The sequence below is a fragment of the Agrobacterium sp. 16-172Ci genome (assembly GCF_053522725.1).
This window is the reverse complement of sequence record NZ_JBNWBW010000001.1, coordinates 220,687-247,356: the sequence shown is the minus strand read 5'-3', so window position 1 is coordinate 247,356 and position 26,670 is coordinate 220,687. Positions and strand designations below refer to the sequence as shown.

General features: G+C 59.8%; 26 protein-coding genes. 19 read left to right on the top strand and 7 right to left on the bottom strand.

What is annotated here, in order from left to right:
- Positions 1-15 precede the first annotated feature (15 nt).
- From queG to ACQZ40_RS01175, 13 genes are all read left to right on the top strand, one after another.
- A complete protein-coding gene (gene queG, locus ACQZ40_RS01235; RefSeq protein WP_125145207.1) occupies positions 16-1,167 on the top strand; it encodes a tRNA epoxyqueuosine(34) reductase QueG in 1,152 nt (383 codons plus the stop codon).
- A gap of 3 nt (positions 1,168-1,170) precedes the next feature.
- Positions 1,171-2,043 (top strand): SDR family oxidoreductase, encoded by an 873-nt coding sequence (locus tag ACQZ40_RS01230; RefSeq protein ID WP_448747252.1) that lies wholly within the window; start codon positions 1,171-1,173, stop codon positions 2,041-2,043.
- Positions 2,044-2,471: 428 nt separating this feature from the next.
- Positions 2,472-2,840 carry a septal ring lytic transglycosylase RlpA family protein gene (locus ACQZ40_RS01225; protein WP_059759243.1) on the top strand — a complete coding sequence of 123 codons (369 nt, stop codon included), beginning with the start codon at positions 2,472-2,474 and terminating at the stop codon, positions 2,838-2,840.
- Positions 2,841-2,901: 61 nt separating this feature from the next.
- Positions 2,902-4,191: an RsmB/NOP family class I SAM-dependent RNA methyltransferase gene (locus ACQZ40_RS01220; protein ID WP_080855840.1), complete on the top strand. Its 1,290-nt coding sequence runs from the start codon at positions 2,902-2,904 to the stop codon at positions 4,189-4,191.
- A gap of 155 nt (positions 4,192-4,346) precedes the next feature.
- Positions 4,347-5,624 carry an imelysin family protein gene (locus tag ACQZ40_RS01215; protein ID WP_433822077.1) on the top strand — a complete coding sequence of 426 codons (1,278 nt, stop codon included), beginning with the start codon at positions 4,347-4,349 and terminating at the stop codon, positions 5,622-5,624.
- 58 nt (positions 5,625-5,682) lie between these two features.
- Entirely contained in the window at positions 5,683-7,206 is a 1,524-nt protein-coding gene (locus ACQZ40_RS01210; protein WP_448747251.1) for a di-heme oxidoreductase family protein, read from the top strand.
- Positions 7,206-8,327 carry an imelysin family protein gene (locus ACQZ40_RS01205; protein WP_271044833.1) on the top strand — a complete coding sequence of 374 codons (1,122 nt, stop codon included), beginning with the start codon at positions 7,206-7,208 and terminating at the stop codon, positions 8,325-8,327. The genes ACQZ40_RS01210 and ACQZ40_RS01205 overlap by 1 nt, the downstream gene beginning before the upstream one ends.
- 4 nt (positions 8,328-8,331) lie before the next feature.
- Positions 8,332-9,426, top strand: coding sequence for a DUF1513 domain-containing protein (locus tag ACQZ40_RS01200; RefSeq protein ID WP_174035483.1), 1,095 nt, complete (start codon positions 8,332-8,334; stop codon positions 9,424-9,426).
- A 51-nt stretch (positions 9,427-9,477) separates the two neighbouring features.
- On the top strand, positions 9,478-9,930 hold the full coding sequence (locus ACQZ40_RS01195) for a TspO/MBR family protein (RefSeq protein WP_065654613.1): 453 nt from the start codon (positions 9,478-9,480) through the stop codon (positions 9,928-9,930).
- Positions 9,931-10,008: 78 nt separating this feature from the next.
- A complete protein-coding gene (locus tag ACQZ40_RS01190; RefSeq protein WP_003520131.1) occupies positions 10,009-10,458 on the top strand; it encodes a PaaI family thioesterase in 450 nt (149 codons plus the stop codon).
- Positions 10,455-11,093, top strand: a complete 639-nt coding sequence (locus ACQZ40_RS01185; protein ID WP_078051370.1) for a 5'-methylthioadenosine/S-adenosylhomocysteine nucleosidase — start codon at positions 10,455-10,457, stop codon at positions 11,091-11,093. Before ACQZ40_RS01190 ends, ACQZ40_RS01185 begins: the two co-directional genes overlap by 4 nt.
- Before the next feature lie 83 nt (positions 11,094-11,176).
- On the top strand, positions 11,177-12,754 hold the full coding sequence (guaA, locus tag ACQZ40_RS01180; RefSeq protein ID WP_020812399.1) for a glutamine-hydrolyzing GMP synthase: 1,578 nt from the start codon (positions 11,177-11,179) through the stop codon (positions 12,752-12,754).
- A 294-nt stretch (positions 12,755-13,048) separates the two neighbouring features.
- Positions 13,049-14,305, top strand: a complete 1,257-nt coding sequence (locus tag ACQZ40_RS01175) for a tyrosine-type recombinase/integrase (protein WP_448747250.1) — start codon at positions 13,049-13,051, stop codon at positions 14,303-14,305.
- Here ACQZ40_RS01175 and ACQZ40_RS01170 read toward each other — a convergent pair.
- Positions 14,271-14,552, bottom strand: a complete 282-nt coding sequence (locus ACQZ40_RS01170; RefSeq protein ID WP_448747249.1) for a helix-turn-helix transcriptional regulator — start codon at positions 14,550-14,552, stop codon at positions 14,271-14,273. The genes ACQZ40_RS01175 and ACQZ40_RS01170 overlap by 35 nt on opposite strands.
- Before the next feature lie 407 nt (positions 14,553-14,959).
- Here ACQZ40_RS01170 and ACQZ40_RS01165 point away from each other — a divergent pair, with 407 nt between their 5' ends.
- On the top strand, positions 14,960-15,910 hold the full coding sequence (locus tag ACQZ40_RS01165) for an enoyl-CoA hydratase/isomerase family protein (protein ID WP_448747248.1): 951 nt from the start codon (positions 14,960-14,962) through the stop codon (positions 15,908-15,910).
- Positions 15,911-16,010: 100 nt separating this feature from the next.
- On the opposite strand, the gene ACQZ40_RS01160 is transcribed toward ACQZ40_RS01165, so the two are convergent.
- Positions 16,011-17,006, bottom strand: coding sequence for an AraC family transcriptional regulator ligand-binding domain-containing protein (locus tag ACQZ40_RS01160; RefSeq protein WP_448747247.1), 996 nt, complete (start codon positions 17,004-17,006; stop codon positions 16,011-16,013).
- 309 nt (positions 17,007-17,315) lie between these two features.
- Here ACQZ40_RS01160 and ACQZ40_RS01155 point away from each other — a divergent pair, with 309 nt between their 5' ends.
- The 5 genes from ACQZ40_RS01155 (at position 17,316) to ACQZ40_RS01135 (ending at position 22,057) form a co-directional block, all read left to right on the top strand.
- Positions 17,316-18,122, top strand: a complete 807-nt coding sequence (locus tag ACQZ40_RS01155) for an SDR family oxidoreductase (protein ID WP_448747246.1) — start codon at positions 17,316-17,318, stop codon at positions 18,120-18,122.
- A 67-nt stretch (positions 18,123-18,189) separates the two neighbouring features.
- Entirely contained in the window at positions 18,190-18,486 is a 297-nt protein-coding gene (locus tag ACQZ40_RS01150; protein WP_448747245.1) for a YciI family protein, read from the top strand.
- Between the two features lie 170 nt (positions 18,487-18,656).
- Positions 18,657-19,430 (top strand): SDR family NAD(P)-dependent oxidoreductase, encoded by a 774-nt coding sequence (locus tag ACQZ40_RS01145; protein WP_448747244.1) that lies wholly within the window; start codon positions 18,657-18,659, stop codon positions 19,428-19,430.
- 30 nt (positions 19,431-19,460) lie between these two features.
- Positions 19,461-20,834: an NAD-dependent succinate-semialdehyde dehydrogenase gene (locus ACQZ40_RS01140; RefSeq protein ID WP_448747243.1), complete on the top strand. Its 1,374-nt coding sequence runs from the start codon at positions 19,461-19,463 to the stop codon at positions 20,832-20,834.
- Positions 20,835-20,932: 98 nt separating this feature from the next.
- Positions 20,933-22,057, top strand: a complete 1,125-nt coding sequence (locus ACQZ40_RS01135) for a LysR substrate-binding domain-containing protein (RefSeq protein WP_448747242.1) — start codon at positions 20,933-20,935, stop codon at positions 22,055-22,057.
- Between the two features lie 121 nt (positions 22,058-22,178).
- Here the strand turns inward: ACQZ40_RS01135 and ACQZ40_RS01130 are convergent, their stop codons facing one another.
- From ACQZ40_RS01130 to trbL, 5 genes are read right to left on the bottom strand one after another with little or no spacing between them, the layout of a single operon-like run.
- Complete coding sequence (locus ACQZ40_RS01130) at positions 22,179-22,394, bottom strand: DUF2274 domain-containing protein (protein WP_448747241.1); 216 nt, start codon at positions 22,392-22,394, stop codon at positions 22,179-22,181.
- Positions 22,395-22,396: 2 nt separating this feature from the next.
- Positions 22,397-23,605, bottom strand: coding sequence for a TrbI/VirB10 family protein (locus tag ACQZ40_RS01125; protein ID WP_448747240.1), 1,209 nt, complete (start codon positions 23,603-23,605; stop codon positions 22,397-22,399).
- On the bottom strand, positions 23,602-24,624 hold the full coding sequence (gene trbG, locus ACQZ40_RS01120; RefSeq protein ID WP_448747373.1) for a P-type conjugative transfer protein TrbG: 1,023 nt from the start codon (positions 24,622-24,624) through the stop codon (positions 23,602-23,604). Before trbG ends, ACQZ40_RS01125 begins: the two co-directional genes overlap by 4 nt.
- 2 nt (positions 24,625-24,626) lie before the next feature.
- Positions 24,627-25,310 (bottom strand): conjugal transfer protein TrbF, encoded by a 684-nt coding sequence (gene trbF / locus ACQZ40_RS01115; RefSeq protein ID WP_448747239.1) that lies wholly within the window; start codon positions 25,308-25,310, stop codon positions 24,627-24,629.
- Positions 25,310-26,668, bottom strand: a complete 1,359-nt coding sequence (gene trbL, locus ACQZ40_RS01110) for a P-type conjugative transfer protein TrbL (protein ID WP_448747238.1) — start codon at positions 26,666-26,668, stop codon at positions 25,310-25,312. The genes trbF and trbL overlap by 1 nt, the downstream gene beginning before the upstream one ends.
- Positions 26,669-26,670 lie beyond the last annotated feature (2 nt).

Genomic DNA, 26,670 nt, shown 5'->3' with positions numbered 1-26,670 from the left:
GCAGGAGAAACGACCATCGACGTCGCGAGCGAAAAGCAGCGAATACGCGCGCGTAAACTGACGGACTTCGTTCGTCAGGAAGCGCTTTCGCTCGGCTTCGATCTGTGTCGCATCACCGCGCCGGACAGCATTCCGCTCGCACCCGAACGGCTGAGACAGTTTCTCGACAATGGCTATCACGGTACGATGGCGTGGATGGAGGAAACCGAGGCCCGCCGGGCAGAGCCGAAAACGCTCTGGGGAGACGTGCGCTCCATCGTCATGTTCGGGCTGAACTACGGCCCCGAGGAAGACCCACGCGACCTGCTTTCCAAACCCGACAAGGCGGCCATTTCGGTCTATGCCCGCAATCGCGATTATCACGACATCATCAAGGGGCGGCTGAAGGAAATCGCTACCCGTTTTGCCGCGCGCGCCGGCGAGGATGTGAAAGTCTTTGTCGATACCGCACCGGTAATGGAAAAACCGCTTGCCGCCGCCGCCGGTCTCGGCTGGCAGGGCAAGCATACCAACCTTGTCAGCCGCACCCATGGTTCGTGGCTGTTTCTCGGTAGCATGTTCACCACGGCCGAACTCTGTCTTGACGAGGCTGAAAGGGACCATTGCGGCTCCTGCCGCGCCTGTCTCGATGCCTGTCCGACGGCCGCTTTCCCCGCGCCCTATCAATTGGATGCGCGCCGCTGCATCTCCTATCTCACCATCGAGCACAAGGGGCCGATCCCGCACGAATTCCGGCCGATGATCGGCAATCGCATCTATGGCTGCGACGACTGTCTTGCCGCCTGTCCGTGGAACAAGTTTGCAGCGAGCGCCTCCGAGATGAAATTGCAGGCGCGCGAGGATCTGAAGGAACCCTCCATCGCCTTCCTGCTCACGCTCGATGACGCAGCCTTTCGCGGTTTCTTCAGCGGCTCACCCGTCAAGCGCATCGGCCGCAATCGCTTCATCCGCAATGTGCTGATCGCGGCGGGCAACTCGGCCGACCGGCAATTCGTGGAACGATGCAAGGCGCTTGCCGAAACCGACCCTTCGCCCGAAGTACGCGGCATGGCCGCGTGGGCTTTGTCGCGGCTTATGGACAGGGACGAATTCCGTACATACTCTGCCGGTCGCGCGCCGGAGCCTGATCCGGAGGCGGAAATGGAATGGCAACTGGCAGAGGCGTGACGCATGCATGTGATGATTTTTGGCGCGGGATATTCTGGGAAAGCCATCGCTAACGCGCTGAGAACCGAAGCAGCAAGCGTTTCCGGCACCACACGCAGTCAGGACAAGTTTCCAAACCTCACCGCCGCAGGCATGACGCCCTTCCTCTTTGATGGCGTTCAGCTCAATGACGAACTCGTCGCCGCAATGGGCAACATCACGCATCTCGTACAATCCGTCGCGCCGGGCAAGGATGGCGATCCGCTGCTTGCGCTTCTGGGTGGCGATCTGAAAAAGCTCACGCCCAATCTGAAATGGGTCGCTTATCTTTCCACCGTCGGCGTTTATGGCGACCATGGCGGCGCCTGGGTGGACGAGACAACGCCCTGCCGCCCGGTCTCCGCGCGATCCGTGGAACGGGTGGCTGCGGAAACCGCCTGGACTGCGGCAGCGGAAAAGGCGGATGTGCCGCTTGCCATCCTGCGCCTTTCCGGAATTTACGGCCCCGGACGCAATGCCTTCATGAATTTCGAGAAAGGAACGGCGCGGCGGCTGGTGAAGAAGGACCAGGTGTTCAATCGCATCCGGGTCGAGGATATCGGTGCCGCACTTGCCTTTCTGGCACGGAAAAACGAACGCGGCATCTTCAACGTGACCGACGACGAACCCTGCCCGCCGCAGGATGTGGTGAGTTTCGCAGCAGCATTGATGGGGGTGGAACCGCCACCCGAGCAGGCCTTCGAGACCGCCGATCTGACGCCGATGGCGCGCTCTTTTTATGGCGAGAACAAGCGCGTTTCCAACGCCAGAATACGCAATCTCGGCTTCGATTTCCGCTTCCCGGAGTACAGGTTCTCCCTGAGACAATTGTGGGAAAACGGCCTCTGGCGAGGCTGAAAAATTCCCTCTCGAAAAGCGATGAAAAATCCTTCCAATCCCGCTTTTGCGGATGGTTTTCGTCTTATTTCAGCCAATTAGGATTTTATTAACCGTCCAAAAATCACTAAAATCGTAGTCATTAGAAAAATATTTCACTCACATTTCGTGAACTGGATTCACGAAGCCGTGACCCGCAACAGCATTTCCGTTATCCATTGATTCTGCGTTATTTTTTCCAGCTTTTGGCCGGGACGCCCTGCCGACAGCTTTCCGGCTAACGATCACGAATATTACATACTGTAACAGTTCGTGATTTGAGGTCAGCTTTTTTTCGCCATTTTTCCCTCGCCCTACAATCTCGCATCAAAAGGCGTTCAGGCCAGTTCATGGCCGTTTAGCAAGGGCACAATCAATCGGCGCGGGGCCGATTTTCAGGGAAGCACAGTTTGTTGAATATCCGTCGTATAACTTTCACCGCTGCAACTATCGCCGCCTGTTCCATCATTGCGCCTCTTCAGGCGAATGCGGCAAATGGTTGTGGAGGCGCATCGTGGTATGCGTTGACCTCCAAGACTGCTTCGGGCGAGCGCATGAACGCCGCCAACCTGACCGCCGCCCACCGCTCGCTGCGGTTCGGCACCAAGGTCAAGGTGACCAATGCGCGCAATGGCAAGGCCGTTGTGGTGCGCATCAATGACCGTGGGCCGTTCATCAAGGGCCGCGTTCTCGATCTTTCCAAGGCAGCCGCCAAGAACATCGGCATGATCAACTCCGGCACCGCCAAGGTCTGCTACGAGGTCGTCAAGGCCGATTGAGCCTTGCCCTCGCCGCCATTCGCGTCTACCAACCGGGCTTAGCACAAGAACGAGGTAGACAATGCGTTTAGGCGGGCGTTTGGCCGGAGCAATCGAAGTATTGGCGGATATTGAGGGACGCAGGCGTCCCGTCGCCGATGCTCTGAAAGATTGGGGCCTTGCCCATCGTTTCGCCGGCTCCGGCGACAGGGCTGCAATCGGCAACATCGTCTATGACGCGCTGCGCATGAAACTGTCGCACGCCTGGCTGATGGATGACGACAGCGCTGCCTCGCTTGGTTATGCCGTGCTGCTGCGCCAATGGGGCAAAAGCTTTTCGGACCTTTCGGCGGAATTCGACGGCGACAAATTCGCCCCCGCCGCACCGGATGAACAAAGGCAGCAGGCCTTTCTGTCCCGTTCCCTCAGCGATGCACCGGCCCATATTCAGGGCGACATACCCGAATGGGTGCAATCCTCCTTCGAAACCGCCTTTAGCGATCGCTGGCTCGCCGAGGCGCAGGCCCTGAACGAGCGGCCCACGCTTGATCTGCGCGCCAACACCTTGAAAGCGACGCGTGACAAGGTGCTGAAGGCTCTGGAGGAAAGCGGCGCGGAAGCCACGCATATCGCCCGACAGGGCGTGCGCATTCCCGCCGGCGAAGGTCCTTCTCGCCTGCCGAACGTTACCGCCGAACTTTCCTTCCAGAAGGGCTGGTTCGAAGTACAGGACGAAGGCTCCCAGATCGTTGCCGATCTTGCCGGCGCGCATGAAGGCGAACAGATCCTCGATTATTGCGCCGGCGGCGGCGGCAAGACGCTGGCCATGGCGGCCAGCATGAACAATAAGGGCCAGGTCCACGCCTTCGACGCCGACCGCAAGCGCCTTGCGCCGATCATCGAACGGCTGAAGCGGGCTGGCACGCGAAATGTGCAGGTGCACGACCGCGCCTCCGGCCTTACGCCGTTTCAGGAGAAGTTCGACCGCGTTCTGGTCGACGCGCCCTGCACCGGCACCGGGACATGGCGCCGCCGGCCCGACACCAAATGGCGGCTGACGGCCCGCAATCTGGAAGAGCGCGTACAGCAGCAGGGCGAGGCGCTTTCGCAGGCCAAGGGGTTCGTACGCCCGGGCGGCGAGCTGCTTTATGTCACCTGTTCCGTACTTCCCGAAGAAAACGAACAGCAGGTAAGGCGTTTCTGCGCGGAAAATCCGGAATTTTCCATCGGCTCCGCACTGGAACGCTGGCAGACGACTTTCGGCGGCAACGCGAATAAACCGCATTCTTCCGACGGCAAGACAGTGACGCTGACGCCTGCAACCACAGATACGGATGGCTTCTTCTTCTGCTTGATGAAACGCAAAGCATAACACCGTCTTTGCAAGCACTGATTTTACTTGGAAAACAACACCAGGTCTTGTTTCAAAGCATTCTAAACTAGAATGTTTGACACAAGTTTGTGATTGGGTCAGAACTCGCTTGCCGCGGCGCGAAGTCATTTCACGCCTGCCGAAGGAGAGGGATCATGATCCGCAAAACCATTCTCAGCGCTTCTTTTGCGCTTCTTGCCGCATCTGCGGCGTTCACCGCGCTTCCCGCCCGGGCCGCCACCGACGCGGCCGCCGTCGTCAAGCATTATGCCGATGTCGCGCATGCGAAATATGAGGATTCGCTGACCACGGCGAAGGCGCTGGACAAGGCCATCGATGCGCTGATCGCAACGCCGAGCGAAGAAACCCTGAAGGCCGCCCGGGAAGCATGGATCAAGGCCCGCGTTCCCTATCAGCAGTCGGAAGTCTATCGTTTCGGCAACCCGATCGTCGATGATTGGGAAGGCAAGGTGAATGCATGGCCACTGGATGAAGGCCTGATCGACTATGTCGACGGTTCTTATGGCACGGAAAGCGACGAGAACGAGCTTTACGTTGCCAACATCATCGCCAATCCGAAGATCAAGATCAGCGGTGAAGAGGTCGACGCCTCCAAGATTACCCCGGAACTGATCGAAAGCCTGCACGAGGCGGGCGATGTCGAAGCCAATGTGACGACCGGTTACCACGCCATCGAATTCCTGCTCTGGGGCCAGGATCTGAACGGCACCGGACCGGGCGCAGGCAACCGCCCCTACACCGATTACGACAAGGCGAAATGCACGAACGGTAATTGCGACCGCCGGGCCGATTACCTGAAATCCGCCTCGACCCTGCTGATCAAGGATCTTCAGGAGATGGTGGATGCCTGGGCGCCGCAAGGCGAAGCCACGAAAACGGTGGAAGCCGATCCGAAAGCGGGCCTGACCGCCATTCTCACCGGCATGGGTTCGCTCTCCTATGGCGAGCTGGCGGGTGAGCGCATGAAGCTCGGCCTTCTGCTGCATGATCCGGAAGAGGAGCATGATTGCTTCTCCGACAACACGTACAATTCGCATCTTTACGACGCGATCGGCATCGCCTCGGCCTATACCGGCGACTATACCCGCGTGGACGGAACGAAGATGACGGGCGCCTCGCTGTCGGAACTGGTCGGCGCCAAGGACAAGGCACTGAACGACGAGATGCTGGCGAAGCTGAACAAGACGCTCGACGCCATGCATGCCATGGAAAAGCGCGCGCAGACCGTCGAGGCCTATGACCAGATGATTGGCGAAGGCAACAAGGAAGGCAACGCCGTGGTTCAGACGGCCATCGACGGCCTTCTCGACCAGACGAAGACCGTCGAACGCGTCATCGCGGCGCTCGATCTCGGCAAGATCGAGCTTGAAGGCTCCGACAGCCTCGACAATCCGAACGCCGTCTTCAAATAAGCGGTAAAACGGGTCGCAGGTCGCTGCGGCCCGTTACTTTTCACCCGCCCTTATTGTCATGCAATTTTTGCTGCCGCCGATCCGCAAGCCATTCTTCTTCGCCGGGGCAGCCTGCCTTGTGGCGTCGATGGCGCTTGCCGAACCGCTGCGCAACGATCTGACGGAGAAAGATCGAAGCCGCGTGCTGGCCGTGACTGCGCCAACGGCAGATTTTACCCGGCCGGAACCTTTCGAAGCCATGTCCGGCGGAGCAACAACCAGCACCAGCAAGGCCGACAGCGGCGCGTTCTCCCATCCTTCCGCTACAATGCCGCTCGAACGGAAGCAGGATTTCAAGCTCGGCAATGCACTGTTCCAGAAGCTCTGGGTCTCCTCTCCTTCCTCCACACAGGCCTCGGACGGGCTCGGGCCGCTCTTCAACGCTCGATCTTGCCAGACCTGCCATGTGAAGGATGGCAGGGGTCGACCGCCTCTTGCCGGAGAAGACGCCGTCTCGCTGTTTCTGCGGCTGGCGCGACCGGCCCGTGATGAACCCGAACGACAGGCCATTGCCAGCCACCAGACCTTAAATTTTCCCGATAATACCTATGGCCGGCAGCTTCAGAACCTGGCCATTCCCGGCCTCGCCGCCGAAGGCAAGCCGGTCATCACCTATACGGAAGAGCCGGTTCAGCTGGCGGATGGTGAGGTGGTGATGCTGCGCAAGCCCAGCTATGCCGTGGAGAACCTGCAATATGGTCCGCTTGGCGCCGACACGACGCTTTCGGCGCGCATTGCCATGCCCACCCTCGGTCTTGGCCTGATCGAGGCCATTGCCGAGGCCGATATTCTGGCCAGGGCCGACCCGGACGACAACAATGGCGACGGCATTGCCGGGCGTCCCGCATGGGTCAAAGACCATCGGACCGGCGAGGTGAAACTCGGGCGGTTTGGCTGGAAAGCGCAGAATGCGAGCGTGCGAGACCAGAGCGCCAGCGCCTTCTCCCACGATATCGGCATTTCCTCACCGGATGCGCCGAATGCCTATGGCGACTGTACCGGTGTCCAGAAGGACTGTCTTGCCATGCCGACCGGCGTGCAGCTGAGGCTCGGGCCGGTGGAGGCGCCTGATCCGGTTCTCGATCTCGTGACCTTCTACACCGAAAACCTCGCCGTGCCGCGACGCCGCAACGTCGATGATCCGACGGTTCTGCGGGGAAAGCAGCTTTTCTACGCCTCCGGCTGTACGGCCTGCCACACCCCGAAATTCGTCACACGCCGCGACACCGCCGACCCCATGCATTCTTTCCAGCTGATCTGGCCCTATTCCGATTTTCTGCTGCATGACATGGGCGAAGGACTTGCCGATGGCCAGCAGGTGGGCGAAGCCAGCGGACGGCAGTGGCGAACCCAGCCGCTCTGGGGCATAGGCCTGACGCAAAAGGTCAATGGCAACGGTTTTTACCTGCATGACGGGCGGGCGCGCAGCCTGACGGAAGCGATATTGTGGCACGGCGGCGAAGGGCAAAAAGCGCGCGACGCCTTTGCCGCCTTGCAAAAATCCGACCGGCAGGCTTTGCTGGCCTTTCTGGAGTCCCTTTGATGAAAAATGCCATGCGAAAAATTTCCGGCGTCATGTCCGTGCTGCTGCTTCTGACCACGCCGCCGGCAAGGGCGCAGGATGTGGAGCTGATGCCGCCGCCGCCGCTCGACCCGGTTCAGGTGCGGGGCGTGATGGAAAAGGCGGTGAACGGCTTCATCCGTCCCGGCTATGACCGCTTCCGGCAGTCGGCGGAGACGCTGGAAGGCCGCATGAAAGCTTTCTGCACCGCTCCCTCCGAAACGACCGCAGCGGCGGCCAAGGCGGCCTTTGTCGATACGGTGTCAAGCTGGTCGACCATCGAGATCGTGCGTGTCGGCCCTGTCATCGAGAAGGACCGTTTCGAACGCGTGCTTTATTATCCCGACAAGAAGGGTCTCGGGCTGAAGCAGGTGCAGCGTTATCTCACCGAAAAGGATGAAAGCGTCACGAGTGCGGATGGCCTGAGCGGCAAGAGCGTTGCGGCGCAGGGGCTCGGCGCTCTTGAGTTCGTGCTTTACGGAACCGGAGCGGAAGAGTTGCTCGACAGGAAGGGTGATTTCCGCTGCCGCTATGGCGCCGCTATCGCCGGCAATATCGCCAATGTGGCAACGGAACTTTCTGACAGCTGGAATGCGACTGACGGCGCGCAGAAAAACTGGACGCAGCCCGGAGCGGACAACCCCGTCTTTCGTGACGAGCGCGAGGCGCTGGTCGCCCTGCTCGGCATTCTTGTCCATGGCTCCGAAGCCATTCGCGACCAGCGGATCGAAACCTTCTACAAGGGACCGGACAAGGCAAGATTTCCCCGCACCGCCATTTATTGGCGCTCCGGCCTGACATGGCAGAGCATTGCCACCAATATCAAGGCGGTTCAGACCCTGCTGCACACGGCGGATATGGTCGAACTCGTACCGCCCGATCAGCGCTCCATCGTCAACTCCATCGATTTCATCGCCAAATCGATGATCCGCGTTGCCGGGACCATCAATACGGATGTGCAAAAGGCGCTGGATCAGGACGATCAGCGCGCCAAGGTGGATTATCTGCTGCTCAATGGCAAAGACCTGATCTACCGCTTGAACGATCAATATGGCGGCGCGATCGGCCTCAGCTCCGGCTTCTCCTTCGCCGATGGGGACTGAGCCGATGATCTCCGGCACCAAACGGATGCTGATAGATCGCCGCAGCTTCATCAAAGCGGCGGGAGTTCCCTTCCTCGCCGCGCTGGCTCCCCGTTCACTTTATGCGCTGGAGCGGACGGACGCGGTCTTTGCCTCCGCCTTCCGCGCCCGTGACGGGTCCTACGGCATTGCGACGGTAAGCGAACGCGGCGAGATCATCGACCGCGTCGCGCTTCCTGCCCGCGCCCATGGAATGGCGACGAGCCATGCAACCGGCATGACCGTGGCGTTTGCGCGCCGGCCCGGCACCTTTTTCATGGCCTTCGACCCCGCGCGACGCGGCGAACCGATCGTGATGCACACGCCGGAAAACCGCCACTTCTACGGCCACGGGCAATTCTCCCCTAACGGGGCAATCCTCTATGCCAGCGAAAACGACTTCGACGGCAATCGCGGCGTTATCGGGCTCTATGACGCCCGCAACGGCTTTACCCGCATCGGCGAATATGATGCACAAGGCATCGGCACACATGACATGACGGTGAGCGATGACGGGCGGCTGATCGTGATCGCCAATGGCGGCATCGAAACCCATCCGGATTTCGGCCGAACCAAGCTCAATATCGACAATATGCAGCCGTCCCTCGTGCTTCTGGATGCGGCGACCGGGCAAGTGATCCAGAAACAAGCCATGCCGGCGCATCTGCGGCAGCTTTCCACCCGCCATGTCGATCTCGGCGATGACGGGCGTATCTGGTTCGCCTGCCAATATGAGGGACCGCGCAACGATCTCCCGCCGCTTGTCGGCCATTTCTCCAGGGGCGAAGCTCTCACCTTCGTCGATTTGCCGGAAGAAACGACGGTGCGCCTTGCCAATTATGTCGGGGCCATTGCCGTCAACCGGCGCGATGGGCTGGTGGGCCTGACATCGCCCAACGGCAACGCCGCCGTGACGCTGGATGCGAAAACCGGGCGCGTCGTTTCAGAGACGACCGTGCGGGAAGCGGCAGGCGTCGCGCCCGCCGCGAGAGGCATTGCGGTTTCTTCCTATGACGGATTTTTCGAGACCCGGCGCAGCGACGTGGCGTGGGATCAGCACATCGTGCGTCTGTCCAGCTAAAATACTGAAAAGACAGGGGAACAAAAGCACGGCCGGCGCATTTGACGGATCATGAGAAACCTTGCCGTCTATGTCGTTTTTGTGGTTGCTGTTGTTGCCGTGGGGGCGCTGATCGGCGTCAACAATGTGCCCGGCGAATGGTATCAATCGCTGCAGAAGCCTTTCTTCAATCCGCCCAACTGGATTTTCGGGCCCGTCTGGACCGCGCTTTACGTGCTGATCGGCATTGCCGGCGCGCGGACATGGATCCGCAAGCCGATGGGAACGCGCATGCGGCTGTGGTTCACGCAGATGGTGCTGAACTTCCTGTGGTCTCCGATTTTTTTCGGAATGCAAAGCCCGGCGGGGGCGCTCGTCATCATCGTTCCGATGCTGATCTGCATCGTCGCCTTTATGGCGCTCACCTACCGCCGTGACCGCATATCCATGTGGCTTTTCGTGCCCTATGCCGTATGGGTCGCCTTTGCCACGGTGCTGAATGCAAGCATCGGCATGTTGAACTAAATCCCCGCACCGCCCTTGCCTTGCCTGCCGCCACGCGCCATGTCAGTTTGCGATGAGGCAGAAGCAGGCAGGTAGGCCATGGAGATCACGGATCCCGGCGATTTTCGTCAGCGGATAGAAAGAAGTTTTGCGCGGCAGGGCGTGGTGCAGGCGATTAACGCCGAGATCAGCCGTATCGAACACCGGCTGGTGGAAATCGAACTCCCTTTTCATGAAAAGCTGACGCAGCAGCACGGCATATTGCATGCGGGCGTCATCGCCGCCGGTCTGGATACGGCCTGCACCTACGCCGCTTATACGATCATCGAGCCGGAAGCCTCGCTGCTGACCATCGAGTTCAAGGTCAACCTCATGTCGCCCGGGCGCGGTGAGCGGTTCCTGTTTCGCGGCGAGATCATCAAGCCAGGGAACAATCTGATCGTCGCCGATGGCCGCGCCTATGCGCTGTCCGACGGACCGGCGAAGCTGATCGCCTCCATGACGGGCACGATGATGGTGGTGAAGGGTCGCGAGGATATTACCGGATGAGCTACCGGCTTTTGCATGTCGCGGATAAATCCGTCCTCTTCGTCATGGCGGCTTCCCCCGAATACGGTCCCCATCTCCAGGCACGCATTGCGCCGCTGATGACCGGTATCGGCCCTGTCGAGGCGGCGATTGCCGTCACGGCCGTTCTTGCCGGTCTCGATGCGGCCGATCACCTGCCGGACCTCGTCGTTTCGCTCGGTTCCGCCGGTTCGCGGACGCTGGAGCAAACCGGCATCTATCAGGCGATTTCGGTTTCCTATCGCGACATGGACGCCTCCGCCTTCGGTTTCGAAAAGGGCTGCACGCCGCTGCTCGATCTGCCCGCCGAAGTGGCCTTGCCTTTTCGAATACCTGAAATTGCCGAGGCCCGGCTTTCCACGGGCGCCAATGTCGTTTCGGGTGAGGCCTACGGGCTGATCGACGCCGATATGGTGGAAATGGAAACCTTCGCGGTTTTAAGAGCCTGCCAGCGCTTCGGCGTACCGCTCGTCAGTCTGCGCGGCATTTCCGATGGCAAGGTGGATGTGAACCATGTGGACGACTGGACGGAGTACCTGCACATCATCGATGAAAAGCTGGCGGATGCCGTCCATCGGCTTTGCCGCGCCATCGAGGACAGCGTGATTGCCCTTTAGAACCTTGCGATTTTCGCAAATTTCCGCTGTTTGACGCCCGCTTCCGGGTTGCCTAAAGCCGCCATTTTCTTTAAAGGCTCGCCATGACCCAGATAGCCCATCCCGACAGCATTCTCATCATCGATTTCGGCAGCCAGGTGACGCAGCTGATTGCGCGCCGCATCCGCGAAGCCGGGGTCTATTGCGAAATCCATCCGTTCCAGAATGCTGCAGAGGCATTCGAGAAGCTTCAGCCCAAGGGCGTGATCTTCTCCGGCGGCCCCGCATCCGTGACGGCGGAAGGAAGCCCGCGCGCACCGCAGGCGGTGTTCGACAGCAAGGTTCCGATCCTCGGCATCTGCTACGGCCAGCAAACGCTCTGCACGCAGCTCGGCGGTGTGGTCGAGGGTGGCCATGCGGCGGAATTCGGCCGCGCCGATATCGACATCAAAAAGGCGAGCCCGCTTTTCGAAGGCTTCTGGGAGCAGGGCAAGAGCTATCCCGTCTGGATGAGCCATGGCGACCGCGTGACGAAGCTGCCGGAAGGTTTCGAGGTCATCGCAACCTCTGAGAACGCACCTTTCGCCATCGCCGCGGACGAGACGCGCCACTATTACACCACCATGTTCCACCCGGAAGTGGTGCATACGCCGGACGGCGGCAAGCTGCTCTCCAACTTCGTGCACAAGATCGTCGGGCTCAAATCCGACTGGACGATGGCGGCCTATCGCGCCGAAATGATCCGCAAGATCCGCGAACAGGTCGGCACCGGCCGCGTGCTCTGCGCGCTTTCCGGCGGCGTCGACTCCTCGGTTGCGGCCATCCTCATCCATGAGGCGATCGGCGACCAGCTCACCTGCGTTTACGTCGATCATGGCCTGATGCGGCTTGGCGAAAGCGAGCAGGTCGTCGGCATGTTCCGCGACCACTACAATATTCCGCTGGTGCATGTGGATGCCGCCGACCTGTTCCTCGGCGAACTGTCGGGCGTTTCCGATCCGGAAGTGAAGCGCAAGACCATCGGCCGCCTGTTCATTGAGGTCTTCGAGGCCGAAGCGGCCAAGATTGCTGCCGATGGCAAGGGTGCACCGAATTTCCTGGCGCAGGGCACGCTTTACCCTGACGTCATCGAAAGCGTCTCCTTCTCCGGCGGCCCCTCGGTCACCATCAAGAGCCACCACAATGTCGGCGGCCTTCCCGAGCGGATGAACATGCAGCTCGTTGAGCCGCTGCGCGAACTCTTCAAGGATGAGGTTCGCGCTCTCGGCCGCGAACTCGGCCTGCCGGACAGCTTCATCGGCCGCCACCCCTTCCCGGGTCCGGGTCTTGCAATCCGCTGCCCCGGCGCGATCACACGCGAGAAGCTCGATATTCTGCGCAAGGCGGATGCGATCTATCTTGATGAAATCCGCAAGGCCGGTCTCTACGACACCATCTGGCAGGCCTTCGCCGTGCTGCTGCCGGTGCAGACCGTGGGCGTCATGGGCGATTACCGCACCTATGACTTCGTCTGCGCGCTTCGCGCCGTGACCTCGGTGGATGGCATGACGGCGGATTTCTATCCCTACGACATGAATTTCCTTGGCCGCGCGGCAACCCGCATCATCAACGAAGTGCGCGGCATCAATCGCGTCGTCTATGACGTGACGAGCAAGCCGCCCGGCACGATCGAATGGGAATGATTTTTGCCTATCCGGGCTTTTCCGAAACCACGCCAGAGTACGATCTAACCCACTGATAAAAATCAATATTCGTGTCGACATCTATCGATACCTATCGGTGGATAGATATCGCGGCTGGCGGCCCCATTGACGGGCCTTGGCCATATTGATCGCGACGAAATTTGAAAGTACCGTCAGGGCAGATGAGGCTCCTGACGGTACTTTTTTTACGCTAAGCTGCTGACAATACGCAGACTTTTCCGACGAGAGCCCCCCAGAACCGCGTGACGGTACTTTTTTGGAGGGTGGCATACCATGTTAACGGACGCGGCGCTCAAGGCGCTGAAACCACAAGATAAAATCTACAAGGTGACGGACCGCGACGGCATGTATGTGCGCGTTGCGCCATCGGGCGCCCTCTCGTTCAGGCTCGACTATCGGCTCAATGGACGACGTGAGACGGTCTACTTGGGCAAATACGGACGAGATGGGATCTCCCTCGCGCGGGCCCGGGAACTGTGCCTGGACGCGCGGCGTGCGATCAGTGAGGGCCGTTCACCGGCCATTGAGAAGCAGCGCGAGAAGCGTCGTATCAAGGAAGCGAAGAGCTTCGGCGAGTTCGGCGAAAAATGGTTGGTGAATGCGCCGATGGCCGACAGCACCCGAGCGATGCGTCGCTCCATCTTTGAACGCGAGTTGTTGCCGGTTTGGCGCAACCGCCTGCTGACCGAGATCACGCCGGACGATCTGCGGGCCCAATGCGGCAAAATTGTTGACCGCGGCGCGCCAGCGACGGCGATCCATGTCCGGGACATCCTGAAGCAAATTTACGGGTTCGCGATCTTGCATGGCGAGAAGGTGGCCAATCCGGCCGATGACGTCGGACCAGCATCGATCGCGACCTTCACCCCAAAGGATCGGGCTCTGTCGCCGGCGGAAATTCGAGTGATGCTGAAAGAACTGGAAAAGGTCGCGACGCTGCCGACGATCCGGTTGGGAATGCGGCTCTTCCTGCTGACGATGGTGCGCAAGAGCGAACTACAGGACGCGGTATGGGACGAGGTCGACTTCGAAAACGCCGTGTGGACGATTCCCAAGGAGCGGATGAAGCGGTCAAAAGCGCACAACGTTTATCTGTGCCGCCAAACTCTCGACATCATGATCGCGCTCAAAACCTGCGCCGGGAACTCCCGATATTTATTGCCTTCGCGCTACGATGCCGATGCTCCAATGTCTCGAGCGACGTTCAACCGGGTCACCTATTCCGTTGTGGAGCAGGCCAAACAAGACGGGCTGCCGCTCGAGCCGTTCACGGTCCACGACCTGCGGCGGACTGGATCGACCTTGCTGAACGAACTGGGTTTCAACAGGGATTGGATCGAAAAGTGTTTGGCGCACGAAGACGGTCGCTCGTCCCGTGGCGTCTACAATAAGGCAGAGTACGAGGCTCAGCGCCGGCATATGATGCAGGAGTGGGCGGACACCGTGGACGCTTGGGTGGAGGGTCGGAGGCATGCCCCCACGCTACTGCCCGCAACTATGCCTCTGATGGAGCTTGATCCCGCTCTCTGACTGGACGAGACCTGCGCCGGCCAACGTCGGGGTGTGGCGCCCGGCGGATCGGGGCGGTCCGGCGTGCGATCAGCCAGGCCTCGACTTCGGCTAAATCCCAGACGATGCAACGGGGCGAGAGCGCGAACCGCCGAGGAAATTCGCCACGCTGCTCCATTTCATAGATAGTGCTATCGGCCAGCGGTACCATTTCTCGTAACTGCTTACGGCGAATTGTTCGGGGCAACTGGCGCCCGGAATTGATCATGGCCAAACCTCTTTCTATCGATGCTTCGTTCGAAATAGAATGCGATAGCTGTCGATCTAAGAAAGTGCCTAAATGATCTGAGGCGGCAATATCGCGCTCTAGCGTACAAATCGGACGCACCGAGACAAAGCCTTTCGGCTAAGCTGACCCAATTCCCCAGCAAAAATACTAATCCCGAATCTAATCCAGCGAGCTTCCGGGCTAACGCGCTTGCTTTCATGAAATCAAGCGCTGCTGGTTTGGCGTGATCTGCATGCAAGTTGGCACATTTCGCTATCGAAACTTTCGGCGCTTCCTTTCATACAATTCGTCCAGGGCAGTAATCGAATGACCTCGCCGTGTCGGAAATAAAAAAAGTTCCTGCAATATTTTCGTACCGGCTACCCATTATGCAAATGGAGACAAGTATGAATCGCGTTGCTTTTAGCGCCACAATGTTCGCCGCCGCTGCGATTATTTCCATCGCTCCCTCTCACGCTCAACAAGCCCAGGTCACCACTGCCGCGGTCAGTTCTGCAAAGGAGTTCTTCACCCTCAGCGAGCTATCCTCGGAAGTGCGGAGAGTCACCTATGTCAACGGGCCATTCAACCTCATAGAGCCGGCCACCTTGGTGCAGCTAAATGGCATTGTGCAAAGTCTCCGCGCCGACAGCAGAGTCAAAGTAGTTATCTTTGACAGTGGCGTTTCAGAATATTTCTACAATCATTTTGATATGAGCCAATTCTCGAACTTCGCCGGTCAAAAGGGGAAAGACGCAAAGCCACTTTGGGTCGAGCTGATTTCGAACATTGAAAGCGCACCATTTGTGACTGTGGCGTCAATCCGAGGGCGCACTCAAGGAGGTGGCGATGAGCTCGCGCTCGCCTTCGATCTCAGATATGCGAGTCGAGAAAAGGCCGTGTTCAACCAGCCCGAAGTCGGTATCGGGCTTTTTCCTGGCGGTGGAGGGCCAGATCATCTGGCAAGATTGGCCGGTCGGGACCGTGCAATCGAAGCCTTTCTGAGCGCCGACGATTATAATGCAGATACTGCAGAAAGGTACGGCTGGGTTACGCGAACTGTTGCCGACGCCGAGCTAGACGTAGTTGTGATGAACTTGGCTATGCGGCTCGCCACGTTCGACAAACAAGCTCTTGTCGCGGCGAAGCAGCATATCAACTCGATTGCCCTTCCGAGTGAGACGGAGCGACTAGGTTCCTACAAAAAATTTGTCGAATCTCTTACGTCCCCTGGTTTGCAGCAGCGCCTAGCGGTCTTCGGGAATATCCTGCAAGACGCAGGTCCGGAGAAAGTTGAAGCCAGAATGGGCTACTACATCGGCGTAGGAAACGCAGAGATACAGAACACAAAAAAGTAGCGATTGCCGAATCTCTATTGCAATTTTCTACGAGAGCCGGGGTTGTTACAGCAATTCCGGAACTCGCTTGGGAGCAGGATGCACAGTCGCCCCAAAATTATCAGGAAGATTCGCGGGTCGCAGATGCCGAAGCACTTCGGCGAACTGCATGCGGCGTCGTTCCCGTCCACACCCGAAACGCTCTGACAAATGAGTTGGCGTCTTCAAATCCGAGCAAGAGCGCAATCTCCGCGCTCGACATATTTGTCTTGCGCAAGTAATGATCGGCAAGAGCTGAGCGCGCCGCATCCAAAGTGTGTTGAAACGAAGTGCCTTCTTCCTGCAACCTGCGCTGTAAGGTGCGGGTGCCGATGCCGAGCCTTTTACCAACCGAGTGCATCGATACATCACCGGCGGGCATCGCTTCAATCAGGGCACTTCTGACCCTTTCGACCATGGTCGCATTCTGATCGAGATCAGCCAGTCTCTGGCGTAAAGAGGGTTCAAAAAAGAGCCAAATCTTGTGGTTCTCGGTCAAAAACGGGCGATTGAAATCCTCCGCGCTGAACACCAGGGTCGCGAGTGGGGCGTCATCGACTCTAAGGCCAAAAAAATCTTTATATAGAGCCGCATCGCCTTCTGGTGTCTCACCTAACCGTGGCCACCCGACTCTTAAGGGCTTGACGTCACTGCGCGTTGCAAGGCGTGCGAGTTGGACGAAGAAGATCAGCTTAAAGGCAAGAAACACGGCTGGCGGTGGCATCGTCTGGTCGAGAAAATCGATGACGACCGTCGCCCGCGTAGGCGTTCGGTCGATCTTGATCGTCATCGGCGCAATCAGACGAACATACTTTGAGATACGCTCGATGGCATTACCCAGATTGGCGCTGCACAACGCGGCGAACAACTCAGGATCAAACCAATCGCTTGTCATTACCCTGGCTATACGGAGAGGTGCAGGCAGGCTGGGGTCTAAGGAACGAGCCTCATCCTCAATTGCTGTCCAAAGACTGAAGAAGTCTGGAGACGAGAGGCGAACCTGATCACGCGCGAATAGATCGCCAGGCAGATTGGCACGCCGCAATATCGGAGCAGCAGTCAATCCTGCATCCTGCATGAGTAATCGCCAGCCCGGCCAGACTGCATATTCGAGAGTGGAAATGGAGCGGATGCCTGCCGTTGGAGCTCTGTTCGTCATTAAGCGACCTTATCTTGCGGATGGTGACAGGACAATCGCAGATCACGCCAAACTGGTTGCTGATTAATTCGGAGCCGCCCATCCAGAGCAACAAGGACGATGGCAAGCCGATTTTGACGCGATCCGCATTCCCTTTGGCATGTTCGGCTAGTGAAAGCCCAAAGCTGAAGGGGCATATGTCTGGCTACCGTTCAACTCAAACGCGATCGCGCGACTGGAAAGAAGTAAATGACTAAGACTGTACTCATTACTGGGGCCTCTTCCGGATTTGGGTTGATGCTTGCAAACCAGTTACACAAGAAGGGTTTCAACGTTATCGGGACGAGCCGCGAGCCTGAAAAATACGCCGGCAAGGTTCCGTTTAAACTTCTTCGCCTCGATATCGACAGCGACGCTTCTATCGAGGCATTTCCTGGCGAGTTGTTTCAAAACATCAAGAATCTCGATGTTTTGGTCAACAATGCTGGGTATATGCTCACCGGCCTCGCTGAAGAAACGCCTCTCGACGAAGCCCGTAAACAGTTCGAGACTAATTTCTGGGGGACCGTGAAGGTCACCAACGCCCTTTTACCTCATTTCCGCCAGCAGCGCTTTGGGAAGATCATAACCGTCAGTTCGGTTGTCGCCCTTATGGGGCCACCCAATCTTTCCTTCTACACCGCTTCCAAGCACGCCGTGCAGGGGTATTTCAAATCACTTCGCTTTGAGCTCAACCCATTCAACATAAAGGTCAGCATGGTTGAGCCGGTCTGGTTCAAGACGAACCTTGGCGCCAACGCAGTCAAGGCAGCGACCGGTACAATCAGCGAGTACGACAGCTACCGCCGCAAAGCCGAAGCCTTAACGAAGAAGGGCCTCGACGAGGCAGAAAGCCCGGATGCGGTCGTCAAGAAGATTGCCCAACTCATTGATACCAGTGAGCCGAAGTTCAGCAATCCGGTTGGCAAACTAATCGGCGTATTTCTCTTTTTGCAAAGCTACGCTCCGAAAATGTTCGAGGGGTCGTTCCTTAAGAATGTGGAGAAAGCGGCCTAGGGTTGCGTGCCGCTTACGGTCGAGCGCACGAGGCACCAGCAACTCACTAACCTTTATGGAGCTGTTTATGAAGGCGTATCTGACAAAGTGGATTCCACCTCGTCCTGATTTTCTTCAGACGATCACGGACGAAGAAAAGGCGCTATTTCATCAGCATGGCGACTGGCAAACCGAGCTGCGCAAGACCCGTCAGATCGTCGCCCACGGCCCTGTGGTCGATCCCATCGGTCCTTACGGGGTAGCTTTGTGGGAAATAGAAGATGATGTCGACATCGCCGCCTTGACCGCTGAGGACCCGATCATGAAGGCGGGGATCGGTCGTTATGAACATTTTCCGATGACACAGCTTCGTACCCGCGAATGACGCAAATGCGTCGATGCTAGTGGATCTTGCACCGACAGGCGCTTGGCCCAGGACGACGACTAACTCGCACATTTGCCCGCATCCAGCTGCAATCCGGAGCTGACCCAATCGCTGCTGCCGGAAACCTCTCGCCGTGCCTGATCGGCGTCAATCAATACAAGGTGATTACTATGACTGTTTCCCTCATCACAGGTGCCTCAAGCGGCATCGGCACCCTTTATGCACATCGGCTTGCCGCAAGGGGCCATCATCTTGTTCTCGTCGCGCGCGACGGAGGCCGGCTCGCTAAGTTGGCTGACGAGTTGCGGAGTGCATACGGCGTTGACATTGAGGTGTTGGTCGCCGATCTGACAGATGCTGCGCAATTGGGTGCGGTACAAGACCGCCTCGCAAGTGGTGCGGCGGTCGACATCCTTATCAACAATGCGGGCATTGCCGTACTCGGAGGCTTCGCTGCGTCTCCGCGTGCCAAGCTGGCGCAGATGCTTGACATCAACGTGCTCGCGCCAACCTTCCTGGCGCATGCCGCACTGCCCGGCATGCTCGAGCGCGGCAGTGGCGCGATCGTCAACGTGGCGTCGGTGCTGGCGTTGTTGCCTGAGTATTCGCCAGGCGCATACGCTGCGACCAAGTCATTCATGCTGACGTTATCGCAAAGCCTGCACGTCGAGTTCGCCGAGAAGGGTATCTACATTCAGGCGGTGCTGCCCGCCGCGACCCGCACCGAAATTTATGAGCGGGCTGGTGGCGACGTCAGCAAGCTCAGCGGCGTGATGGAGGTCGAGGACCTCGTCGATGCCGCTCTGGTCGGATTCGATCGCAAGGAACTCGTCACAATTCCGCCGGTGCCCGAAATTGCCGCGTGGGACGCCTTCGAACAGGCCCGCGCCACGCTCGCCGCAGGCTTTGGCAATGCCGAGCCAGCTGACCGCTACCGCGCGTAACCTTCCCCTGTTTATCATTGGAGACGCTTCATGGCCTACCGTACCGTCAACCCGTATACAGAGCAGACCATCAAAGAGTTCGACAATCACTCTGACGACTATGTGGAACAGGCGCTCGCCCGCGCCGACGCACTTTACCGTTCTGACTGGTCGCGAGGAGAGCGGGCGCCGCGGCTCGCGGTGCTGGCAAAGCTTGCGGGGCTGATTGTTCAGAACCGCGATAGCATCGCCCGCGTCCTGGCCGAGGAAATGGGCAAGCCGCTTTTTCAGGGCCAAGGCGAGGCAGACCTATGCGCAGGCATCGCCCAATACTACGCCGACCATGCGGAGGAGATGCTGAAGCCTGTTCCGACCCCCAGCGACGTTGGCGAGGGCTGGGTCGAATTCCATCCGGTCGGCGTGCTGCTCGCGGTCGAGCCTTGGAATTTTCCGATCTATCAGTTGATCCGCGTCATTGCCCCTGCGATCGCGGTTGGAAATCCTGTCCTGTACAAACATGCCGGCATCGTGCCGCAATCTGCTGCCTTGTTCGAGGACCTGGTGCGACAGGCCGGCGCACCCCAAGGGGCCGTCACCAACCTATACATTGGCGCCGACAAGGTGGCCGAGTTGATCGCGGACGACCGCGTCCAGGGTGTCGCGCTGACCGGCTCCGAGGGCGCTGGCAGCCAAGTCGGTGCGCGTGCCGCCGAGATGTTGAAAAAGTCGACGCTGGAACTGGGCGGCAGTGACGTGTTCGTTGTCCTCGATGACGCCGATCTGGCCAAGGCCGTTGAAAACGGGATTTTCGCACGGCTCGGCAACGCCGGCCAGATCTGCACTGGCGCAAAGCGGTTCATCCTCCAGCGCGGTGTTGCCGACGCCTTCACTCAGGCGTTCGTGGGCGCGATGCAGGGCGCAACTATGGGCGATCCGCTTGACGCGAACACATTGCTTGGTCCGCTCGCCTCGAAAGACGCGTTGGAGGGGCTGACCAAGCAGGTCGATGCTGCGATCGCGCACGGCGCCAAGGTGCTGACCGGAGGCAAACGTCCAAATCGCACTGGTTTTTTCTACGAACCCACCGTGCTGACCGATATCACCCCTGACAATCCGGCCTACCATCAGGAATTCTTTGGGCCGGTCGCGCAGCTGTTCGTAGTCGAGGATGACGATGCGATCGTCGCGCTGGCAAATGACTCGCCATTCGGATTGGGCGGCACGATTTTCTCGGCCGACATACCGCGCGCGCGCAAGCTCGCCTCGCGGATCGAGACTGGGATGGTCTTCATCAATACCCCAACGACCTCGCGCCCCGAACTCCCGTTCGGCGGCATCAAGCGCTCAGGCTATGGTCGTGAGCTGGGCGATGTTGGCATCAAGGAATTCGTCAACCGCAAGCTCGTAGTGGTAGCTCGCGCTTGAACTGAAGGCGTCACGGTGATCGTTCCTGTCTTCGTGGCGCCATTCCAAGATTACATTCCAAACGCACAATTCGAGGAGGCACCGCAGGGCCTCGTCGATTGAGCGCTGCACGCGCGCAAAGAGTAAGCTTACCGCCGGACATTACGAGAAAATTCGCTCCTGAGATTCTGCAAGGGATGTTCCCGTCATCTCACATATCACTGACACCGTTGGCTTGCGGGATTGCCAAAGTCCTCTGCTTCAAGACTCTGCTGGTGCACAGCGAGCTTGAGGCCATTCGCCACTTTCTGAATTGGATGGAGGCTGTGCCCGATCTCGCGTTGGACTTGAGGTATTTAGATGTGGCCTTCGTCGTAGCTGAGTACGGCAGCTTTCGACGTGCTGCGAACATTATGAACATATCTCAGACAACTCTTACGAGACGTATTCAAATACTAGAACACAGGCTCGGCGTATCACTATTTGAGCGCACTCGGAATGGAGCAAAGCTGACACTTTTCGGTGAGAGGTTTTTACGCAATGCGACTTTTGGCGCGCAGTATCTCCGCGCAGCGGTAAGTGAGATAGCCCACGCGAAACAAGGACAAGATGGCGAGATCAGAATGGGACTTGTTTCATCTCTGGCCCAGGGCGTCTTAGGCGACATGCTTGAAGCGTATCGACAGCGCTACCCGAGCGTCGACGTAAAAATTGAGGAAGCCACCTCACAGGCGCACTTGGCCAACGTTCTAAATGGTCGTATCGATGTCGCTTTCATCCCAGGCAAACCTCGAATCAGAGATTGCAAAGCGAAGTACCTTTGGCAGGATGAAATATTTGTAGCATTCCCCAACGCGCACTCGTTGGCGTGTCGAGAAAACATTAGGTGGTCTGATCTTCGCGAGGAAACATTTCTCGTCGCCGCCGATGTGACCGGTCCAGATATATACGGAATAATCTATCGTAACCTATCCGAGCTAGGTTTTCAGCCCAGTATCTCATCGCAGAGGATCGGCCGAGAAAACCTTATCAATTTAGTCGCTCGTGGATACGGCATAACCTTGGTTGCAAGTTCGGCGCTGGGGATAACCTATCCAGGCGTCACATTCCGACGCATCGGTCCAGATGGGAGTTTTGTCGATTGGAGTGCCATTTGGTTATTGAGGAATTTAAATCCGGCGCTTCCGAAATTGGTTGAAATGGCCGTAATTACCTCAAGTAAAAAAGTTCAAACGACCCTGTAATTCTTGAGATCGAAGATAGCGTTCATCGTAGAGTAGTTTTAAAGTCGATCTTTCACCGGATGTAGTCCACTCTATTCTGGATGGTCATGATCGTTGCCCGGATTTCAGTCTAAGAAACTTTTTATGTCTTTTTTGATTTCGCAAAGGCTCTATCCGTCGCTATGAAGCGTTGGAGCATGGGGGGAATTAGCTTCATCGGGTCACTGATTGGCTTACCGGTTTCGCTGGCGAGCACTTCAGCATAAGCTACAAGGTTCCGATGCAGTGCTGCCGGAATTTCCACGGTCACCTTAACCGGTTTATCGTCGGCGATAGCGCCAAGCTTGAGCTTTGTCATGTTTAGCCTCCGTAGGGTTCAAGCACTAAATCGCGTGTCACAATGACCCGTACCGGGAAGCCGGGGCGGATTGTCAATGTCGGAGCCACGTTGAGTTGGCGGCGGATGATCTGCTGGCCGGCGTCATTGATCGTGTCCTGACCGCCGTTTCGGATCGCTTGGATCAGTCGGTCGTCGTCATTGGTGGCGAGTTCGGCGCCGACGCTGAGCAGCGTTGAGAGCCCCGCCGCCTTGGCGAGATCCCACCAGTGATAATCAACGCCGTCCTGCAGGCCGGCATAGCCCTCGGCGTCGGCGCCAGGCTGCCGCTCCAAAACGATGCTGCGGCCATTCGGGAAGATCAGGCGATTCCAGACGAGGAGCACCCGGCTCTGTCCGAACTGGACGTTGTTGTCGTACTGGCCGATGACGCGCGTGCCCTGCGGGACGAGAAGGATGCGCCCCGTCGGGCTGTCGTAGATGTTCTCGGTGACCTGCGCGGTGATCTGACCCGGCAGATCCGAGCGGATGCCGGTGATCAGCGCCGCCGAGATGACCGCGCCGGCCTGGAGGATGTTCGGAGAGGCCGGTGCGGCGACCCGGTCGGCCGCAACCGTGCGCCGGTCGACCGGAGCATTGAGGAACGCCTGCTGCCGCTCCTGCGCCGTAGGCGTCGCCGCCGGCGGCGCGAGACCAAGGCTCGTTAGATCGGGCTGCGCCAGGGTGGGCGTGCTCGCCGTCGCCGGTGCCGCATTACGCGCTTCCGCCGCCGCGAAGAGCCGGCTGGTGCGCGCCGTCTCGATCTCCTGGAGGCGGCGTTGCTCCTCCGCGCTGATGCCCGGCTGCGCAGGCGCCATGCCGGGCGTCGGCACGGGCTGACCGCGGTTCTGAGCACTGACGATCGGCCGGCCGAGATCGCCCGGCAATGGGGGTCCGAGCTGGGGCACGCCGGTATAGTCACGCGGCAGGCCCTGAAGGCCGTCCGCGGTCGAGCGGTTGTCCGTCGAATAGAGTTCCTCCGGCGCGCGGCCGCTGTTGCGGGTTTGGAGCGCGTAGACCAGCGCGCCGCCGAGGCCGAGGCTGGCGACCAGGCCGAGCCCGGCGAGCACCTTGCGCGACAGTCGCGTGACGCGCGGGGCCTCGGCGCGCAGCCGCATCGGTGCGGCCGCCTCCGGCGCCGATCCCGTGAGCGACGCGCCGGCTTCCTCTTCCTCGTTCCGGTCATCGCTCACGACGCGGGCCTCCCGTCGGTGCGGGTGATCCGGACGCGCTTCTGGCTGTCGCCGGAGCCGAAGCGCAGCTCCGCAGCCGCGAAGAGCCGATCGACGATCATGTAGTTGTTGCGGACCCGGTAGTTCACGAGTTCGGAGGTGTTGCCCTCGGCGCCGACGACGAAGAGCGGCGGCATCTCGCCCTGACCGATGCCTCTGGGGAATTCGATGAAGACCTGCCGACCGTCGTCATAGGCGCGCAGCGGACGCCACGCGGCGCGATCGCCCGTCACCTCGTAGCGGAAATTGATGCGCGAGAGATCGACGCCGGTCGCCACCGGCTGGGTCGCCTGTGCCTCGGCGTTCTGGCGGCGTAGCGCGATGAGCTGGTCCTGCGGATATTGCCAGGAGACCGAGGCCATATAGGTGCGCTCGGTCGAGCGCAGCTCCATGTGATAGGTGCGCAAATTGGTGTTAATGACCAGGTTCGTCGTCAGGTCCGCGCGGGTTGGTTTGACCATTATATGGACCTGCAGTGTCGCGCCGGAGCCGCTCTGGGTGTCACCGATGATCCAGCGCACCGTGTCGCCGGCCGCCACCGGGCCTGAACCAACGAGCTGCTCGCCCGGCTGGAGCGCGATGTCAGTGATCTGACCGACGGCAGTGTAGACTTGGTAGAGCGCGCCCTGCGTGAAGGGATAGACCTGCATGGAGTTGATGAAGCCGTCCCGAACCGGCTGGATGCGGGCGGCGGCATTGGCCTGGTTGACCCGAGCCGTTGGATCGGCGGGCTCGGGCGCTCGCCGAGATTGCTCGACCGGCTTCATCTGGCCGGGCAGCGGCAGCGGCCTCGGTAGTTCGACGACCGTGACGGGCGCCGGAGGATCGACGGTTTGCACAGCGGCAGGTGCGTCGTCGTAGCTGATCTCGGGCGGCTTCTGCGTAGTCGCGCAGCCCGCCAGCGCTGTGGCGGAAAGCAGCAAAGCCGCCAATGTGTGAATACGGAAAGCCGGTTCTCCGGCTTTACGGAAAATCGGCATCGTCATTGCCCCAGCTCCCGTGACCATGAAATTGCGTTGACGTAGATCCCCAGCGGATTGGCGCGCAGCCGGTCGGCGTTGCGCGGAATCTGGACGACGATCGTGAGGATCGCGGTCCATCGGGTCGTGTCGGCGAGCTGGCCGTTCTCGTAGCGGCGCTCGGTCCATGCGACACGGAAGCTGTCGGGCGACGCGCGGATCACGCTCGAGACGTCGACCGCGATCTGCTGACGGCCCACCTTGGTGAAGGGATCGTTGGAGCGCGCGTAGTCGTTGAGCGCCGCTGCTCCCCGGTCTGTTGTGAAGTCGTAGGCGCGCAGCCAGTTTTGGCGGACGATGATGGCGTCCGCCGGGATCGAACGGACCTGCTCGATGAAGCGCGCGAGGTGGAACGCGATCTGGGGGTCGGTCGGTTGGTAGTCCGCCGTCGCCGGCGCGATTGCCTGGGCCTGGCCGAGCCGGTCGGTCTGAACGACCCAGGGAACGACGGTGCCGCGCGCCGACTGCCAGACCAGCGCCGCCGCGAACCCGGCCGACAGGAAGAGCGACCCGAACGCCATGGTGCGCCAGTTGCGCGCCTGGACGCGGGCAGAGCCGATGCGGTCGTCCCAGACCTGCGCAGCACGCTGATACGGTGTCTCGGGTTCGGGAGCTTTTCCATAGTGTGTCGAGGGTCGTCGAAACATCAGCGGTCACCTTCGGAGAGATTGATGGAGGAGCCGCCGCCGTGGCTGTCGCCGCTGCGCACCGCATGGGCGGTGGTCGAGACGGCGTGGCTCATCTGTTGCGAGCGCTTCATGCGGCGGGCCCAAGCGGGCGGTTGATCGCCGCTACCGGCAGGGTTCGGCGCGGCGTCATTGGCCGCTTCGCCAACGCTGCCCATGGTCGAGGAGCCTCCGGTCGCCTCGAAGGCGGACCGAGCTCCATCGGCGAAGCTGGAGCGTATGCTCGACGACGCGCGCTCGGCGGCGCGGCGGAGTGGCGATGTGGCGGCGGAACCAGCGGCCCGGGCGACGCCGCCCAGGCCGCTGGCCGCGCCCGAGGCGCCCGTCTGCCCTGCGGCGCCCAGGCTATATGCTGTGGAAACTCCGCCCGCGAGGGCTGCGCCCCCGCGGGCGGCGGCAGCAGCGCCTCCTGCCAGCGCCGCGCCTCCAGATGCGACCGCGCCGACCGTGGCGGCTCCGGCGGCGACCATGCCGCCGGCGGCAAGGCCCGTTCCCACCGCAGCGCCGGCGCCGAGCTGCGGGCCTCCGGACACAAGGCCGTTGGCGATGCCGGGGCCGAAGATGCCCAATCCGAGAAGCGTCAGCGCCGCGAGCACGATCGCCATCGCCTCGTCGATCGTCGGCGTGCGGCCACCGAAGCCGGCGGTAAATTCGGAGAAGAGGCTCGATCCGATGCCGATGATGACGCCGAGGACCAGCACCTTAATGCCGGAGGAGATGACGTTGCCGAGCACGCGCTCGGCCATGAAGGCGCTCTTGCCGAATAAACCGAAGGGAATGAGCACGAAGCCGGCGAGCGTCGTCAGCTTGAATTCGACCAGCGTAACAAAGAGCTGGATGGCGAGGATGAAGAAGGCGAGCAGCACGATCGCCCAGGCGAGCAGCATCACCGCGATCTGAATAAAGTTTTCGAAGAAACTCCAGTAACCCATCAGATCAGAAATGGAATCGAGCAGCGGCCGCCCGGCATCAAGCCCTGTCTGCGCGACGCGGCCGGGACGCATCATGTCGGCAACGGTGAAGCCGGTGCCTGATGCCTTCAGCCCGAGCCCGGCGAAGCTCTCGAAGATGATGCGGGCCAGGTTGTTCCAGTTGCCGATCAGGTAAGCGAAGACGCCGACGAAGAGCGTCTTCTTGACCAGGCGGGCCATGATGTCGTCGTCGGCGCCCCAGCTCCAGAACAGCGCGGCGAGCGTCACGTCGATCACGATCAGCGTGGTGGCGATGAAGGCCACTTCGCCGCTGAGGAGGCCGAAGCCGCTGTCGATGTAGCGGGTGAAGATCTCCAGGAAATGGTCGATGACGCCGGTGCCGCCCATGA

Coding starts and splice junctions, on each gene's coding strand:
- ACQZ40_RS01220 (WP_080855840.1), top strand. CDS start 2,902: ATGCGTTTAGGCGGGCGTTTGGCCGGAGCAATCGAAGTATTGGCGGAT.
- ACQZ40_RS01185 (WP_078051370.1), top strand. CDS start 10,455: ATGAGCTACCGGCTTTTGCATGTCGCGGATAAATCCGTCCTCTTCGTC.
- ACQZ40_RS01160 (WP_448747247.1), bottom strand. CDS start 17,006: ATGCAGGATGCAGGATTGACTGCTGCTCCGATATTGCGGCGTGCCAAT.
- ACQZ40_RS01210 (WP_448747251.1), top strand. CDS start 5,683: ATGCAATTTTTGCTGCCGCCGATCCGCAAGCCATTCTTCTTCGCCGGG.
- ACQZ40_RS01145 (WP_448747244.1), top strand. CDS start 18,657: ATGACTGTTTCCCTCATCACAGGTGCCTCAAGCGGCATCGGCACCCTT.
- ACQZ40_RS01195 (WP_065654613.1), top strand. CDS start 9,478: ATGAGAAACCTTGCCGTCTATGTCGTTTTTGTGGTTGCTGTTGTTGCC.
- ACQZ40_RS01200 (WP_174035483.1), top strand. CDS start 8,332: ATGATCTCCGGCACCAAACGGATGCTGATAGATCGCCGCAGCTTCATC.
- ACQZ40_RS01155 (WP_448747246.1), top strand. CDS start 17,316: ATGACTAAGACTGTACTCATTACTGGGGCCTCTTCCGGATTTGGGTTG.
- ACQZ40_RS01170 (WP_448747249.1), bottom strand. CDS start 14,552: ATGATCAATTCCGGGCGCCAGTTGCCCCGAACAATTCGCCGTAAGCAG.
- ACQZ40_RS01130 (WP_448747241.1), bottom strand. CDS start 22,394: ATGACAAAGCTCAAGCTTGGCGCTATCGCCGACGATAAACCGGTTAAG.
- ACQZ40_RS01215 (WP_433822077.1), top strand. CDS start 4,347: ATGATCCGCAAAACCATTCTCAGCGCTTCTTTTGCGCTTCTTGCCGCA.
- ACQZ40_RS01165 (WP_448747248.1), top strand. CDS start 14,960: ATGAATCGCGTTGCTTTTAGCGCCACAATGTTCGCCGCCGCTGCGATT.
- ACQZ40_RS01190 (WP_003520131.1), top strand. CDS start 10,009: ATGGAGATCACGGATCCCGGCGATTTTCGTCAGCGGATAGAAAGAAGT.
- trbG (WP_448747373.1), bottom strand. CDS start 24,624: ATGCCGATTTTCCGTAAAGCCGGAGAACCGGCTTTCCGTATTCACACA.
- trbF (WP_448747239.1), bottom strand. CDS start 25,310: ATGTTTCGACGACCCTCGACACACTATGGAAAAGCTCCCGAACCCGAG.
- trbL (WP_448747238.1), bottom strand. CDS start 26,668: ATGGGCGGCACCGGCGTCATCGACCATTTCCTGGAGATCTTCACCCGC.
- ACQZ40_RS01175 (WP_448747250.1), top strand. CDS start 13,049: ATGTTAACGGACGCGGCGCTCAAGGCGCTGAAACCACAAGATAAAATC.
- ACQZ40_RS01205 (WP_271044833.1), top strand. CDS start 7,206: ATGAAAAATGCCATGCGAAAAATTTCCGGCGTCATGTCCGTGCTGCTG.
- ACQZ40_RS01150 (WP_448747245.1), top strand. CDS start 18,190: ATGAAGGCGTATCTGACAAAGTGGATTCCACCTCGTCCTGATTTTCTT.
- guaA (WP_020812399.1), top strand. CDS start 11,177: ATGACCCAGATAGCCCATCCCGACAGCATTCTCATCATCGATTTCGGC.
- ACQZ40_RS01140 (WP_448747243.1), top strand. CDS start 19,461: ATGGCCTACCGTACCGTCAACCCGTATACAGAGCAGACCATCAAAGAG.
- ACQZ40_RS01230 (WP_448747252.1), top strand. CDS start 1,171: ATGCATGTGATGATTTTTGGCGCGGGATATTCTGGGAAAGCCATCGCT.